A 14,926-nucleotide genomic window follows, 5' to 3' on the forward strand; every position below is an offset into this window, starting at 1 on the left:
CTGTGAGCTAGAAAGAAAAAGTAGTGCGGAGCGCACCTACCCAAATCGCGTCGTTGTTATCGTTATGTTCTGGTTTGGTAATCACATAAAAATCTGGAGTAACAGTGATGTTGTCATTCACCCGGTAGGTGTAGAAAGCCTCTAGGTGTAAAGAAGTACTTGGATCTTCTCGAAGCAGCCCAGCGCTATTTCTGTAATCACTACTCGTGACTTTAGGCGGTATCCCAACGATAATGCCACCCACGTTGCCTTTCTTAAACAAGTCTGGTAAAGCAACTGTCAGCGCAGTATTAATAATCGTCGCATCACTATCACCACCTCTATTTTGATTGGCGCGTGTATAGCCGAACCAACCACCTAAAATTAAGCTCCGACTGGTTCTCCAGTTAAATTGAAATCCGAAGTTATCGGTTGTAGTGGAATTTTGTTCAAAAGGATTTCTGGCGAAAGCGCTACCTGTACCACCAGTGACGTTAAAATTAGGGTCATCACCACTAGTGTTATCAGTATAATATTTGCGGGTGTAGGTCAGACCAATATCTAACTGGCGCGTGGGTGATATGGTTAACTGAGCAAGTGCCAAATTAGTACCATTGAAAAGTCCACGGGTAGGGTTAGGAGCCTGATTATTATCTGCTATGTAACCTAAGCTTAATTGCAATTGATCGCTAAACTTATACCCAAAAGCTAAACCCGCACCATCAAAACCTGGTCGATAAATGGTATGGTTGAATGTGGCAAACCGAGAAACAGCACCGTTTAGCCCAGCAACCGCACCATTTAAGGTGGGAGTAAACACAGCTGGTTGAAGCGCTCTAGGCCCTACCCATACAGTAGCTTTTGAGCCTAACGGGAAACGATATGTTAACTGACTCAGATAGGTATCAGCTCTCCCGTCACCATCAATGGTAAAACGGGTCATCTGGGTTCCCGTAGTCGTCCCTAAGTTAGGAATGTTATTTCCTGCTGTTAAAAGAGTGGTTAGTTGATCTCTACCTGTAAAGCTCGTTTGAAAGTTAAGTCTGGCACGATAAGCAAAAAAGGTTTGAGTTCCATCATTTGTATCATCAGCAGGAGTATTATTGGCGCGATCGCCAAATGTATCTGCTACCAGGAATGTTGCATCACCAATCAGTTTGGTAGTTGTAGAAAACTGATTGGCTTCTATCTTAGCTTGACGCGTCTCTAAAGCATCTACCCGTCCGCGCAGTGTGGCGAGTTCAGATGCAAATTGTTCTTGCAGTTTTTGCAGAGTAGCTAAGTCTTCCTTTCGTACCAACTCTCCCGTGCTAGTCGCAATCAATTCGTTGAGGCGATCGAGGGCTGCATTCAAGCCTGCGGCAAATTCATAACGAGTTAGCGCCCGATTACCTTTAAATGTGCCATCTGGATATCCCGTAATCACGCCATAGCGCTCAACTAGAGACTGCAACGCTTGAAAGGCCCAATCTGTAGGGTTTACATCCGACAGTTGTGATACAGATGTAACTTGCTTTAAGCGATCGCTAGGAACACCTAAAACTTGCACTTTTACTGTGTTATCCAAGAGTGATGGAGTTCTTTGAGCAATATTCTTGTCAATTGGTATTAATTGCTGTGTCGTCTTTTCTACTTCAGATGCACTTGCTGCTGAAGATAAAACTATGAGTCCACCTAACAAGGCTGGAATCACTAGCAAATAATTCCACAAAATTTTAAACATGGGTTGTTTGTTCCTCACACAATATCAACTTAATTTCGTTGGTTAATCTTTTTTATTAGCTACAAGAACTTGTGGAAGAGCGAACATCCGGATATACAGCAGAATTCAGGAGCAGATTATCTAAAGATTGCTATAGGTTGCTCAGTAAAACTATTATTGTTTCAAGCCTTTTAACAATCCAATCATCAAGCAAGAATCGCACTCCTTGCACTTGTTTAGAGAAACTCAGTAAACCACAGTAAGTCTATCGAAATTTAGTGGTTTACGAACTAACTTTGGATATTTGCACAAAACACAGTAAAAAGCAAGTGTCCTTTGAGGGATAGAAAATTTATTTTACAGAACTTTACGTTTTAATTTGTTTGTAAAAGTGCTTGCTTTTTGTTAGAAACTGTGAAAAGCTTTGTTATATCAATAAACTACGGTTAATCGATCAGATTAAAGTAGTTTAAGCTATAATAATCTGCTAGTAACCTGCTTTCAGGAGCCGCAATGAGCCTACTAGTACAGCATGGCGTAAATAAACCACCCATTCTAAATCAATGAAACGCTTATGCTGTATACCTGTTTGAATTTTGAATTCCGCCTTGCGGTACTAGTAAGGTATCAAGTAGGTAAGCAAACAGATTTCGGATAGTGTGCAGCATCGATGGGTTGAAGACTTGATGCTTAAGACTTTATCGGTGGGGGAAGATATTTTAAATGCTGAAAACGTTAACAACCGATTTTGAACTTGACCTCCAAGCAGATGTGTTGGTAATTGGGGGTGGGCCGGCTGGCACTTGGGCGGCTTGGAGTGCTGCATCAAGTGGAGCTAAAGTTGTCCTGGTAGACAAAGGATATTGTGGTACGACTGGATGCGCTGCTGCATCTGGTAATGGTGTGTGGTATGTGCCACCTGACCCAGAAGCACGAGAAACAGCAAAAGCAAGTCGGGAATCGTTGGGTGGGTTTTTATCCGATCGCAACTGGATGGATCGGGTATTGAATCAGACCTACGTAAACGTCAATCAGTTAGCAGAGTGGGGTTATCCCTTTCCTACCGACGATGAAGGTAAACCCTATCGGCGATCGCTGCAAGGGCCTGAGTATATGCGCTTAATGCGGCGGCAAATTCAACGGGCAGGAGTCAAGATTTTAGACAACAGCCCCGCCTTAGAATTACTGGTAGATGACGATGGTGCTGTTGCTGGTGCAACAGGTGTGAACCGTCAAACTGGTAGTAAATGGGTAGTGCGATCGCAGTCCACAATTATCGCAACAGGTGGCTGTGCGTTTCTCAGTAAAGCGTTAGGATGCAACGTCCTGACAGGGGATGGTTATCTGATGGCGGCAGAAGCAGGAGCCGAGATGTCGGGTATGGAATTTTCTAATGCTTATGGCATCTCTCCCGCCTTTTCTTCAGTCACCAAAACCCTGTTTTATAATTGGGCAACCTTCACCTACGAAGATGGTAGTGTGATTCCGGGTGCAAGTTCTCATAGACGTTCAGTAATTGCCCAGACATTGTTGCAACAGCCAGTTTACGCCATCATAGACAAAGCGGCTGAATCGATGCGGGCATCTATGCGTTTAGCGCAACCCAACTTCTTTTTACCCTTTGACCGTGCAGGTATTGATCCATTTACTCAACGTTTTCCTGTGACTCTGCGCCTAGAAGGAACAGTGCGCGGTACGGGAGGAATTCGGATTGTAGATGAGAGTTGTGCCAGTTCTGTGCGGGGACTTTATGCAGCAGGAGATGCCGCCACACGCGAACTGATTTGTGGTGGATTTACTGGTGGTGGTAGCCACAATGCAGCTTGGGCAATATCTTCTGGCTATTGGTCGGGGAAATCGGCTGCTGAATATAGCCGCAGTTTGGGAGAACACAAAACTCAACGACTAGTTTTGGGTGTTGGAGAGGTAGTATTACAAAGCGATCGCTCTCAAACCTTAGCAACTGATGAAGTAATTCAGGCAGTCCAAGCTGAAGTATTTCCTTACGAAAAGAACTATTTCCGTACAGAACAAGGCTTAAGCGAGTCTTTGGGTAGGCTAAATCATCTTTGGCAAGAACTCCGCAGTAGCCAGGTAACATCAGATAAAGAGCTAATTCGGGCGCGAGAAGCGGCGGCGATGGTAGCCACAGCGAGGTGGATGTACAGCAGTGCCATTGAACGTAAAGAAACTCGTGGTATGCACAAACATCTAGATTATCCAGAACTTGATGTTAACCAGCAACATCACCTGATTAGCGGTGGATTAGATCAAGTCTGGGTGAAAACTCAACCTTTACATAGTACAGAAAAGTCACAACCCAAAATAGGAGCATTAGTGTGATTGAGTTGGTCAGCGAGTCGCGGTGCATAGAATGTAATATCTGCGTGAACATTTGTCCAACCAACGTATTTGACAGAGTACCCGATGCGCCGCCAACTATTGCCCGACAGAGTGACTGCCAAACCTGTTATATGTGCGAATTGTATTGTCCAGTTGACGCTCTTTATGTTGCACCAGAAAGCGATATGAAGACTTCAGTCAATGAGGCAGAATTGGTAGAAGTTGGGCTACTGGGTAGTTACCGTGAAAACATCGGTTGGGGACATAAACGCACCTCAACAGCAAAAGCCGATCAAACATTCCAAATTCTGAAGCAGATGAAATAGTACGGCAAAGAAAAGAGTCATGCTGGCATTAAAGAAGGCAGGAGGCAAGAAGCAGGAAGCAGAACGTAGTCCTAGAAAAGTTAGGGATTTTGAGTCTAGTGACTGTTTTAAAACTCGAAGATCCCCTAACCCCCCTTAAAAAGGGGGGAAAAGAAATTCTAAAACCCCTTCTTAAAGAAGGGGGAAAAGAAATTCTTAAAGCCCCCCTTTTTAAGGGGGGTTGGGGGGATCTTCAAAGACTAGGTTGCTTAACGAGAGGTTTGAAAACACGCCCTATATACCTTATGTCTAGTACGAGATTATCAACCTCAATGGCTTGTATCCTACTGCTACTAACTACAGGATGTAGCCAAGGGGAAACAAAATCTGCTCAATCTATTGAGGCTATTAAGGCCAATAGTGCTGTAGCTGCATCTAACAACATTTCTACCCTACGTATAGGTTATGTAGGTAGTTCAGAACCTACAGGGCCACTTGGTTGGGCAAAGAAAAAAGGAATATTAGATAGTGAGTTGCAAAAAGCGGGATTTAAAAACATTACTTTTGCAAGGTTTCCTAACGGGCCGGATCTAAATGAGGCGCTTGTCGCCGGACAATTAGATGTTGGCTCTTTAGGGGATACACCAGCCATAGTTTTGAGAGCGAGGGGTCAGGAAACCCGATTATTGCGGATTACTCAATTTAATACAACCGCCTGGTTAGTAGCGAAAAAGAATGGGGCGCGATCGCTTGCTGAACTCAAAGGTGAAAAAATAGCTACCCAAAAAGGTTCTTATATGCATCGATACCTGCTGGGTCTGTTAGCTGAAGCTAAAATTGCCAAGGATGTAAAAGTTGTTCATTTGATGACTACTGAGGCAAAAGCTGCTTTAGAACGTGGTGATATAGCTGCTTATGCAACTTCAAGTGATCTGGGGCCTTTTCTGAAATCACAAGGGTTTCCAGTGATTGATTCTTCTGCGAATCATAAGGGTTTATCTGGAACATCATTAGTTGTAGCAACCGAAAACTTTCTGGCTAAACAACCTGATTTTCCCCAGAAATTTAATGCAATTCTCACAGAAGCAGCCAAAGATTTAAAAGCTAATTCTGAAGAATATTATCAGTATCACGCCCAAACTACTAAATATCCCCTCGATATCATCAAAGTATCGTATCCGCTCAAACAAGTATCAGAAGAACCATTACCAGCCGAGGGTGTGAAACTTGTAGAGGGGACAAAGAAGTTTTTAGTTTCGCAGGGTTTGGCGAAGTCGGACTTTAAATTAACCGATTGGGTTGCTGAAGAAAAATAGGGAGTGGGGGAGATGAGGGAGATGAGGGAGATGAGGAGGCAGAAATCAGTAACTTTTTTGAGCAAGAGAAACAAATTTTTGTAATTAAGTCTTTCAAAAGCGCAATCTTCAGGCTCAAAGTTGCAACTTCCAGGCTCAAAGGTGCAACTTCCAGGCTCAAAGGCTCAACTCCCAGGCTCAAAGGCTCAACTTTCAAGCTCAAAGGCTCAACTTCCAAGCTCAAAGGCTCAACTCCCAGGCTCAAAGGCTCAACTTTCAGGGTTAAAGGCTCAACTTTCAGGCTCAAAGGCTCAACTTTCAGGCTCAAAGGCTCAACTTCCAGGCTCAAAGGCTCAACTCTCAGGCTCAAAGGCTCAACTCTCAGGCTCAAAGGCTTCCTACTTCCCTCCTAACTAATAATTCCTTGATGCTACAGAGCAAGTATCTGTGGAATCAATCGAAAATCTAAAATCTAAAATTGTTTAAGGGACTTCCAAGAAATAAATTATCCAAATAAACGAACCACAGAGGCACAGAGAACACAGAGGAATAAGGAGGAGAGAGTTTTTTCGCCAGTTTTTTGAGTATTTTTTTATTTGGAAGTCCCTAATCCTTTTGAAAATTCAGGTAAAATGCTATGACTATTGCACTAGACCGTCCCAAGAAAACCAAGTCTGCTCAAATTCGGGAAAAATTGGGTTATCCGATCATTGATACTGATGTACATACCCAAGAGTTTCCCCCAGCATTTTTGGAATATTTAGAGCAAGTTGGTGGAACTGCGATCGCAGAACGTTTCCAAGAACACTTACCCGGTGCATCTCGCTCTAAATGGTTTAAGCAATCTTGGGATGAACGCCGCACTTACCGCACCGCCCGCCCTCCTTTCTGGACTCGTCCTACTAACGATCCCCTAAATTTAGCTACCGTTAGTTTGCCAAAGTTACTGCATGAACGCTTGCAAGAAGCTGGTACAGACTTTGCAGTTGTGTACCCCAACTTGGCAACGATGGCGCCACACATTGGTAATGAAGAAATGCGGCGGGCTGTGTGCCGTGCAGCTAACACCTACCACGCTGATATTTTCCGTCCTTATAGCGATCGCTTAACACCCATTGCTGCTATTCCCATGAATACGCCCGAAGAGGCGATCGCAGAATTGGAATATGCGGTGAAGGTTTTGGGACTCAAAGCCATTCAAATCCCCGGACATATCCGCCGCCCGATTCCCGCCTTCGAGAAGTATGGCGAAGAAGTAGCTAACGAAGCCATCTGGATTGACACCTTTGGCTTGGATAGTAAGTATGATTACGATCCCTTCTGGGCGAAGTGCGTAGAACTGAAAGTTGTACCCACCACCCACTCTTCCGGTATGGGCTGGATCAATCGGCGTTCCATTAGCAATTACCAATACAACCATATTGGTCACTTTGCTTCGGCTGGGGAAGCACTGTGTAAATCTTTATTCTTTGGTGGTGTAACTCACCGCTTCCCCACACTCAAGTTTGCCTTTTTAGAAGGAGGTTCAGCTTGGGGTGCTAGTTTGTACACCGATTTGATTTGGCATTGGGATACCCGCAATAAAGACCATTTGGTAGAAAATAACAATCCCGCCAATGTTAATTATGAAGAACTGCTAGAATTCTATACCCGCTATGGTGGTGAATTAGTACATGGTCGTTTGGATCAACTAGGCAGTGGTTTAGGTTTCCACGCTGACTTAGTATCTCCCTTAGAACCAGGCGATTTGGATGAATTCGCCGTAGCAGGAGTTACCAAGCCAGAGGATATCCGCGATCGCTTTTTGAATCATTTTTACTTCGGGACAGAATCAGATGATACCCGTGTAGCTCAAGCTTTTAACCGTAAAGCTAATCCTTATGGCGATCGGGTTAAAGCATTTTTAGGTTCCGATTCTGGTCATTGGGATGTACCTGATATTACTGCGATCGCTGCTAATACTTATTCAATGGTAGAACGCAAGATTATCAGCGAAGAAGATTTACAATATTTCCTGTCAATTCATCCCTTGGAGTTGTACACCAGCCTGAATCGTGACTTCTTCAAAGGTACGGCTGTCGAGAAAACCGCAGATGAATTTTTGGCTAGCGCCGGACGTTAATTCCATCTTCTCGTTATGTCACTCAATCTTGATGATCCCCCCAACCCCCCTTAAAAAGGGGGGTAAAAAATGGATCAATTCCCGCCTTAAAAACGGGGGCTAGGGGGGATCTAAAGATACACAAATCTTTTGAATAATTTAGGGTAAACTATCATGACGATCGCTCTAGACCGCCCACAAAAAACCAAGTCTGCTCAAATTCGGGAAAAACTTGGTTATCCGATCATTGATACTGATGTACATACCCAGGAATTTGAACCAGCAGTCTTGGATTATTTAGAGCAAATTGGTGGAACTGCACTTGTCGAACGTTTCAAAGAGAATTTACCAGGATCTTCCCGCTTTAAGTGGTACAAACAAACTTGGGAAGAACGTTTTGCTTATCGCACCAATCGCCCTAACTGGTGGGGTCGTCCTACAAAAAATACTTTGAATTTAGCTACTATTAGCTTGCCCAAGTTGCTGCACGAACGCTTGCAAGAAGCAGGTACAGACTTTGCCGTTGTGTACCCCAACTTGGCGACTATGGCTCCGAATATCGGTAACGAAGAAATGCGGGGGGCTGTTTGTCGCGCAGTTAACACCTACCATGCTGACATTTTCCGTCCTTATAGCGATCGCTTAACACCCATCGCCGCCATTCCCCTGCACACTCCCGAAGAAGGGATTGAAGAGTTGCAATATGCAGTGAATGTTCTAGGACTCAAAGCAATTCAAATCCCCGGTTACGTTCGTCGTCCAATTCCTGCCTTTGAAAAGTATGGCAAAGAAGTGGCTAACGAAGTGGTTTGGATTGATAACTTTGGCTTAGATAGCGAGTATGATTACGATCCATTCTGGGCTAAGTGCGTAGAACTGAAAGTTGTACCGACAACTCACGCTTCCAGCCAAGGTTGGACAACTCAGCGTTCTGTCACCAACGCCCAGTATAATCACATTAATCACTTTGCCTTTGCGGCGGAGGCATTATGCAAATCGCTGTTCTTTGGTGGAGTTACCCGCCGCTTCCCGCAATTAAAGTTTGCCTTCTTAGAAGGTGGTTCAGCTTGGGGTGCTAGTTTATACGCTGATATTATTTGGCATTGGGAAACCCGCAACAAACAACATTTGTTGTCAAATAACAATCCTGCCATTATCGATAAGGAAGCACTAGTAGAACTGTACACCCGCTACGGTGGCGAACTTGTGCATGGACGCTTAGATCAAATTGGGGATGGTTTAGGATTCCACCATCAACTATTGGCTCCAGAAAATCCAGGCGAACTCGACGAATTTGAACTAGCGGGAATAGAGAAGCCAGAAGATGTGCGCGATCGCTTTTTGAATCACTTCTACTTCGGTACAGAATCAGACGATACCCGTGTATCTCAAGCCTTTAATCGTGCAGCTAATCCCTTTGGCGATCGCGTTAAAGCCTTCTTAGGTTCAGATTCCGGTCACTGGGATGTGCCTGATATCACCGCCGTTACTGCCAACGCTTACTCAATGGCAGAACACGAAATCATTACCGAAGAAGACCTCCGCTACTTCCTCTCAATCCATCCTTTGGAGTTGTATACCAGTCTCAATCAAGACTTCTTCAAGGGTACAGGTGTTGAGAAAGCCGCAAACGAATATTTAGCGGCTAAGAAATAACTGTCATTAGTCACTTGTACTGAGCGTAGTCAAAGTATTGGTCATTACCAAAGTCCAAATGACTAATGACAAAGGACAATTTTTTACAACGTTCCATGTTCCATTTCCTCTGTTCACTTGTAGCGTGGGCCTTGCCCACTCTACATTTCTCCTAAATATCAAGAGAGGGGAGAAGTAGCGATGCCTGCGGCGAGCTTCGCTAACGCAGTTTCCGCGTCCAAGGCATTAGCTACCCGTGTAGGTATAGATATTACCAACCGCATTTTTGAAGTGACGGGAACTCGCGCTACTGCAACTAAATATGGATTTGACCGTTACTGGCGAGATTTACGAACCTTTACCCTTCACGATCCTGTGGACTACAAATTGCGAGCGATCGGCGATTGGGTACTCAACAATCAGCTACCAACCATCACTCAATATTCTTAGGAATTGTTAATAGTCAACTGTCAAAAAATATTCAAGCTGTCTACTCACTATCCCGTAGGATAGACATTGGATAATATCTACCTTACTTACCTAGAATCTAGAAAAATCTGACTTTCTTAATTACGAATTACGAATTACGAATTACGAATTATCTACTTATGACTCAACTAAAAACACTTCCTACATACGACCCAAGTTTATTTGAGGGAGCCGCAGAGGGCTATGCTCAATATAGAACCAAATACCCACCGATTGTATTCGACAAACTAGCGGAAATATTTAATCTCAATGGTCAAGGACGACTCCTTGATTTGGGTACTGGCCCAGGATTGATTTCAATTCCTCTACGAACTAGATTTGAGGAAGTTGTGGCGATCGATCCCGATCCAGAAATGATTGCAGAAGCCAAACGGCAAGCAGCAGCAGTCGGAGCAAATAATATTACTTGGTTAGAACAAGGAGCAGAGTTAATCGACTCTAGTTTAGGGAAATTTAAGTTAACTACTATTGGTAGAGCCTTCCACTGGATGGAACGCGAATTAGTGCTTGAGCGCCTTTATGAATTGCTAACTGATGATGGTGGATTAGCACTGCTTCAGACTGGGGATAACCCTTGGGAAAGCAATCTACCTTGGAAACAAGCTGCTGTTGGAGTAGTCAAAAAATGGTTAGGTGAAGAGCGGCGGACTGGACACCGAGGACAAGGCACTCGTAAGCCAGTCGATCCTCCCCATGAAGTCGTAATTGCCAATTCGGCTTTTGCTCGTCAAGAAAGCTATGAAGTGCCATTTGAAAAATCTTGGACTGTCGATAGCTATCTCGGCTACTTATACACTACAGCCTTCTCTCTGAAAATTTTCTATGGTGATAACGCTCCAGCATTTGAAAAGGATCTCAGAGAAGCGCTACTAGCAGTTGAGCCGTCTGGACACTTTACAGAAGAACTCAAAGCTACAATTTTAGTCGCTTGGAAGCACTAGCAAAATTGAACATGATTGAAGAAGAATTTAGAAGTCAGAATGGGCTAAACGCCCCGCTACCGCTAACAGAAGCTGAACCGGAGACACTCCGCCTTTGGTCAGAATCAAGACGCCACAAATTTCAATCTTCCACTAGCACGACCCTGGAGTGGGCCCTTCTCACTCCACTTCTTAAATTTTTCCCTCTCAACTCTTAAATTCTCAGTTCCTCGAGTCGTTATAGGGTGGGTAATACCCACTCTCTTTTCTATTTTACACATTCCCAAAAATTATTTTTATTTATTAAAAAAATGTTCTCCATGATGCCTAAATATGATAAAAATGGTTTTATAAAAGAGGTCAAAGTATCTATAAATCATACAGTTTAGATAAGTCCAAAACCCTTGTAGAGACGCGATTTATCGCGTCTTAAAAAACCAATCATCTACACCAATAAACCTTACTGAAGCGTATTAATACATAACCAGTTTTCCAATTTGAATTCCCAAGAAGTTCAGTCTAACAAAATAAAAACTCAAAATATCCACTTACCTCAAGAAATTACATTTAATCATGTTCATAAGCTACAGAAAGTCATGGTTGCCTGCGAATATAGCTCGTTATTTTTTGCTGGCGTTTACGACTTTTCTGTTAGTTACAGGCTGTAGCTCTCCAAGCACTCAAAGCAAGAGTCTCCAAGTTGAGCCAACTACTGCAAGCTCAAAAAAACTAGAGGTTATCAACATTGGTCATCAGAGTGGTACACCAGGTTTGAATCTACTCAAAGCTCAGGGCTATTTGGAAAAGCGCTTTGCTGCTGATGGCATTGCTATCAAGTGGATAGAATTTCGGGGCGGCCCACCAATGATGGAAGCAATGGCCGCAAACAGTGTTGATATTGGCAACGTTGGGAATCTACCACCAATTTTTGCTCAAGCTGGTGATAATCCCATTGTTTATGTTGCTGCAACTGGTTCCAACGCAGGCGCTCAAGCAGTTATTGTCCGTAAGGATTCACCAATCAAAACTCTTGCGGAACTCAAGGGTAAGAAAGTTGCGATCCAAAAAGGAACTGCTCTGCAATATTTGCTTTTGAAAGCTATAGCAAGTGCTGGATTAACTCTCAATGATATTCAACCTGCTTACCTGACTATTCCAGAAAGTCAGGTTGCTTTTGAAAGTGCCAGGGTTGATGTTTTACCTACTAGCGATCCGTTTTACGCTCGGAAAGAGCGAGCAAATGAAATACGAGTTCTAGCCAAAGGTTCTGATGTCGCTCCCCAAAGAGCCTACTATATCGCTACACGCAATTTTGCTGAAAATCACCCCGACTTAGTGAAGGTGATTTTGGAAGAACAAAGGAAAGTAGAAGAATGGGCTAAAGCTAACCCCAATGAAGTTGCTAATTTGTTGGCAGCGCAAACTAGACAAGAACCAGGAGTCTGGAAATGGGCTTTAGAAAGGCGACCTATCTTAGGGGTATTTGATATAACTGATGAATTTGTCGCTGAACAACAGCAGGTAGTTGAACTTTTCTACAGTCAAAAGCTGATTCCTAAAACTTTTCAAATCAAAGATGCAGTATGGAAACCTAAAAGTTGATTTATTAAAAGAGAATTCAGAATTCAGGAGTAACCAAGCTCCCCTCTCTTCTTCTGAGAGGTCTTAGGGGAAAGGAAAAGTTCTTTGGATTATTTAATTCGTAATTAATCATAATCGTTTTAATCACCGATCGAGGAATAAATAAAACAACCCATGCCAGCCTTAAAAGGAAAGTTTGAATTCAAGAAAAACCAGAGAGTAACACGCCGTTCCTTGTTGTTTACTCTGGGCTACTGCTTAATGCTATCGACGGTCTTATCGAGTTGTGGTGAAGCCAAAAATAACACTCAGCAGTCAGTAGCTTCGCCTGAATCGGCTGCTTCATCTAGCACTACAGAGAAGTCAACTGAAAAGCAAGTAGTGCGGATTGTACGTTCAAAACAACTTACCGCTTTAGCAGTTTTAGAAAAACAGGGTTCCTTAGAAAAGCGATTAGAGCCTCTGGGTTTTAAAGTACAGTGGCCTGAGTTTGCGGCTGGGCCACAACAGCTAGAAGCCCTGAATGCCAATGGACTGGATATCGCATCTACAGCCGAATCGCCTCCTGTATTTTCACAAGCAGCAGGAGCGCCTCTTGTTTATTTAGCTACTACACGTCCCAGTGGTAAAGCAATTTCACTTTTAGTTCCTGTAAACTCTCCGATTAAAAGTGTTACTGATTTGAAGGGTAAAAAAGTGGCTTTTCAGAAAGCTTCTATCGGCCACTACTTATTAGTTAAAGCGTTAGAAGATGTCGGACTGAAACTGAGCGATGTCCAATCAGTTTTTTTAGCGCCGCCAGATGCAAATGCGGCATTTAGTCAGAGCAAGGTGGATGCTTGGTATATTTGGGAGCCATTCGCTACCAGAAATGTACAAAAGAAAATAGCTCGTGTTTTAGCAGATGGTGGTAAGTTGCGGGATACTGGCAACTTTTACTCAACCTCACGCCAGTTTTATCAGGCTCATCCTGATGTTATCAAAGTGTTTCTAGAGGAGTTAGAAAAGGCAGAAATCTGGACTAAGGATCATCCCAAAGAAGTTGCACAACTGCTTGCTCCTGTAACTCAGCTAGATCCACCAACTCTAGAAATAATGCATAATAAATATGACTATGGGTTGCTACCAATCACTGATCAAACTATTACCAAGCAACAAGAAGTTGCAGATAAGTGGTACAGCTTAGGACTTATCCCCAAAAAAGTGAATGTTAGAGATGGGTTTTTAACGCCTGAAGAGTATGCCAAAATTACTCCCTCAGAGGTGTTAGCGAATAAGTAGTTATCCCAAGAATAAACTAAAACACAGGAGAATGTGATGGAGTTCTACTACCAACATAAATGGTCTATAGGTGATATTGTCTACTGGGATAATCAAGCTACTTTGCACTACCGTCAAGCATTTGCTCCGAATGAGCGAAGGGTCTTGAAGCGGGTTAGCCTTGCAGGTAGTCGTCCATTTTAACCTCTATATCTGAAGTAGAGATGCAAGAAATTGCGTCTCTAAAAAGCTAGAATTATAGGCAAAATTTATCTGCCATAATTTCTAAATAAGACAAGACAAAAAGCTTGAATAACTAAGTTGAATTGCAATCCGCTTGGGTTAAGCCCCAAATCCAATGCAAGAGACGTTGCAATTGCTAGTCTCTACATACCTAAAATCAATACCAAAAATCCTTAGCCCAAGCGTATTGGGTTGAATTGTTTTAAAATAACTATGGTAAATAATATATTTATTTTATTAAAAAAGTATAAATATATTTGTTATTGGTTTCCGAAAAAAACCTATAAAATTTTATATGTTTTTACTAAAAATAGTGTTTATAAATACTCTATTTAGATCAAATAACTAGATAATATATAGACGAGACTTAATAATTAAAACTATTTGCAAATAGCTTAAAAAGCGGAAATCAAATTACTTGAAAATTTGATGATTTTCCTTTTCATAAAAAATTGGTTAAGCCTGGAGTTTAAAAAATGTTTAGCAATGCTGTAAAAAATAAGTCAACACTAATCAGTAAAATTGCATTATTTGTAATGCCTGGTTTTTTAGCTTTATCTACCACTTTAATAAGTTGTACTTCACCCAGTAATAATACAAATAATGCAACTGACGCTAAAGCAGAGACAGCAGCAACAAAAACTATTACTTTCAAAACCAAAGTGCTGCGAATGGGTTACCAAAGCTCTGGTGATTTAGTTAGAGTGACAGGAGTTTTAGAAAAACGTTTGGAACCCTTGGGTGTAAAAGTTGAGTGGGCGCAATTTGCCCAAGGGCCGCAACTCATGGAAGCGATGAATGTCGGTAAAATTGATGTTGGTTCAGTTGGAGAAACTCCTCCGATTTTTGCCCAAGCGGCTGGTGCCAGAATCGTCTATCTTGCTGGGAGAAGAATTACTCCTACTTCCGGTAAAGGGAGTGCGTAGGCGTAGCCCGCCGTAGGCATCGCAGTTCCTAAAGGTTCTCCAATTAAAACTTTAGCTGATATCAAAGGTCAAAAAGTAGTATTTCAAAAAGGTTCTGCTTCTCACTATTTTATCATCCAAGCCTTAAAATAAGTGGGTTTAAAATAT

At 42.7% G+C, this 14,926-nt stretch carries 13 protein-coding genes; 11 read left to right on the forward strand and 2 right to left on the reverse strand.

Going from position 1 to position 14,926, the window contains the following annotated elements:
• Window positions 1-7: 7 nt before the first annotated feature.
• Entirely contained in the window at window positions 8-1,702 is a 1,695-nt protein-coding gene (locus LC653_RS20210; protein ID WP_229496523.1) for an iron uptake porin, read from the reverse strand.
• A gap of 702 nt (window positions 1,703-2,404) precedes the next feature.
• Between LC653_RS20210 and LC653_RS20215 the strand changes: the two genes are divergently transcribed.
• The 3 genes from LC653_RS20215 to LC653_RS20225 all read left to right on the forward strand — a co-directional run bounded on the left by LC653_RS20215 (window position 2,405) and on the right by LC653_RS20225 (window position 5,645).
• Window positions 2,405-4,024 (forward strand): FAD-dependent oxidoreductase, encoded by a 1,620-nt coding sequence (locus LC653_RS20215; protein WP_229496525.1) that lies wholly within the window; start codon window positions 2,405-2,407, stop codon window positions 4,022-4,024.
• Complete coding sequence (locus tag LC653_RS20220) at window positions 4,021-4,350, forward strand: 4Fe-4S binding protein (RefSeq protein WP_229496527.1); 330 nt, start codon at window positions 4,021-4,023, stop codon at window positions 4,348-4,350. Before LC653_RS20215 ends, LC653_RS20220 begins: the two co-directional genes overlap by 4 nt.
• Before the next feature lie 311 nt (window positions 4,351-4,661).
• Window positions 4,662-5,645 (forward strand): ABC transporter substrate-binding protein, encoded by a 984-nt coding sequence (locus LC653_RS20225; protein ID WP_229496529.1) that lies wholly within the window; start codon window positions 4,662-4,664, stop codon window positions 5,643-5,645.
• Here the strand turns inward: LC653_RS20225 and LC653_RS20230 are convergent.
• Window positions 5,611-6,015: a hypothetical protein gene (locus LC653_RS20230; RefSeq protein WP_229496531.1), complete on the reverse strand. Its 405-nt coding sequence runs from the start codon at window positions 6,013-6,015 to the stop codon at window positions 5,611-5,613. The genes LC653_RS20225 and LC653_RS20230 overlap by 35 nt on opposite strands.
• Window positions 6,016-6,261: 246 nt before the next feature.
• Here LC653_RS20230 and LC653_RS20235 point away from each other — a divergent pair, with 246 nt between their 5' ends.
• The 8 genes from LC653_RS20235 to LC653_RS47395 all read left to right on the forward strand — a co-directional run bounded on the left by LC653_RS20235 (window position 6,262) and on the right by LC653_RS47395 (window position 14,779).
• A complete protein-coding gene (locus LC653_RS20235) occupies window positions 6,262-7,746 on the forward strand; it encodes an amidohydrolase family protein (RefSeq protein WP_229496533.1) in 1,485 nt (494 codons plus the stop codon).
• A gap of 153 nt (window positions 7,747-7,899) precedes the next feature.
• A complete protein-coding gene (locus LC653_RS20240; RefSeq protein WP_229496535.1) occupies window positions 7,900-9,381 on the forward strand; it encodes an amidohydrolase family protein in 1,482 nt (493 codons plus the stop codon).
• A gap of 180 nt (window positions 9,382-9,561) precedes the next feature.
• A complete protein-coding gene (locus LC653_RS20245; RefSeq protein ID WP_229496537.1) occupies window positions 9,562-9,810 on the forward strand; it encodes an acyl-CoA dehydrogenase family protein in 249 nt (82 codons plus the stop codon).
• A gap of 158 nt (window positions 9,811-9,968) precedes the next feature.
• Window positions 9,969-10,790, forward strand: coding sequence for a class I SAM-dependent methyltransferase (locus LC653_RS20250; protein WP_229496539.1), 822 nt, complete (start codon window positions 9,969-9,971; stop codon window positions 10,788-10,790).
• 579 nt (window positions 10,791-11,369) lie between these two features.
• Window positions 11,370-12,371: an aliphatic sulfonate ABC transporter substrate-binding protein gene (locus tag LC653_RS20255; RefSeq protein ID WP_229496541.1), complete on the forward strand. Its 1,002-nt coding sequence runs from the start codon at window positions 11,370-11,372 to the stop codon at window positions 12,369-12,371.
• 153 nt (window positions 12,372-12,524) lie between these two features.
• Window positions 12,525-13,631 (forward strand): aliphatic sulfonate ABC transporter substrate-binding protein, encoded by a 1,107-nt coding sequence (locus tag LC653_RS20260; protein ID WP_229496543.1) that lies wholly within the window; start codon window positions 12,525-12,527, stop codon window positions 13,629-13,631.
• Window positions 13,632-13,667: 36 nt separating this feature from the next.
• Window positions 13,668-13,814 carry a TauD/TfdA dioxygenase family protein gene (locus LC653_RS20265; RefSeq protein ID WP_229496545.1) on the forward strand — a complete coding sequence of 49 codons (147 nt, stop codon included), beginning with the start codon at window positions 13,668-13,670 and terminating at the stop codon, window positions 13,812-13,814.
• A 515-nt stretch (window positions 13,815-14,329) separates the two neighbouring features.
• The gene (locus tag LC653_RS47395; protein WP_372478199.1) at window positions 14,330-14,779 is read left to right on the forward strand and encodes a type 2 periplasmic-binding domain-containing protein; all 450 of its coding nucleotides are present in this window, start codon (window positions 14,330-14,332) and stop codon (window positions 14,777-14,779) included.
• The last annotated feature ends 147 nt before the right edge of the window (window positions 14,780-14,926 follow it).

This window comes from Nostoc mirabile CHAB5784, assembly GCF_020829645.1.
Lineage (GTDB): Bacteria > Cyanobacteriota > Cyanobacteriia > Cyanobacteriales > Nostocaceae > Nostoc > Nostoc mirabile.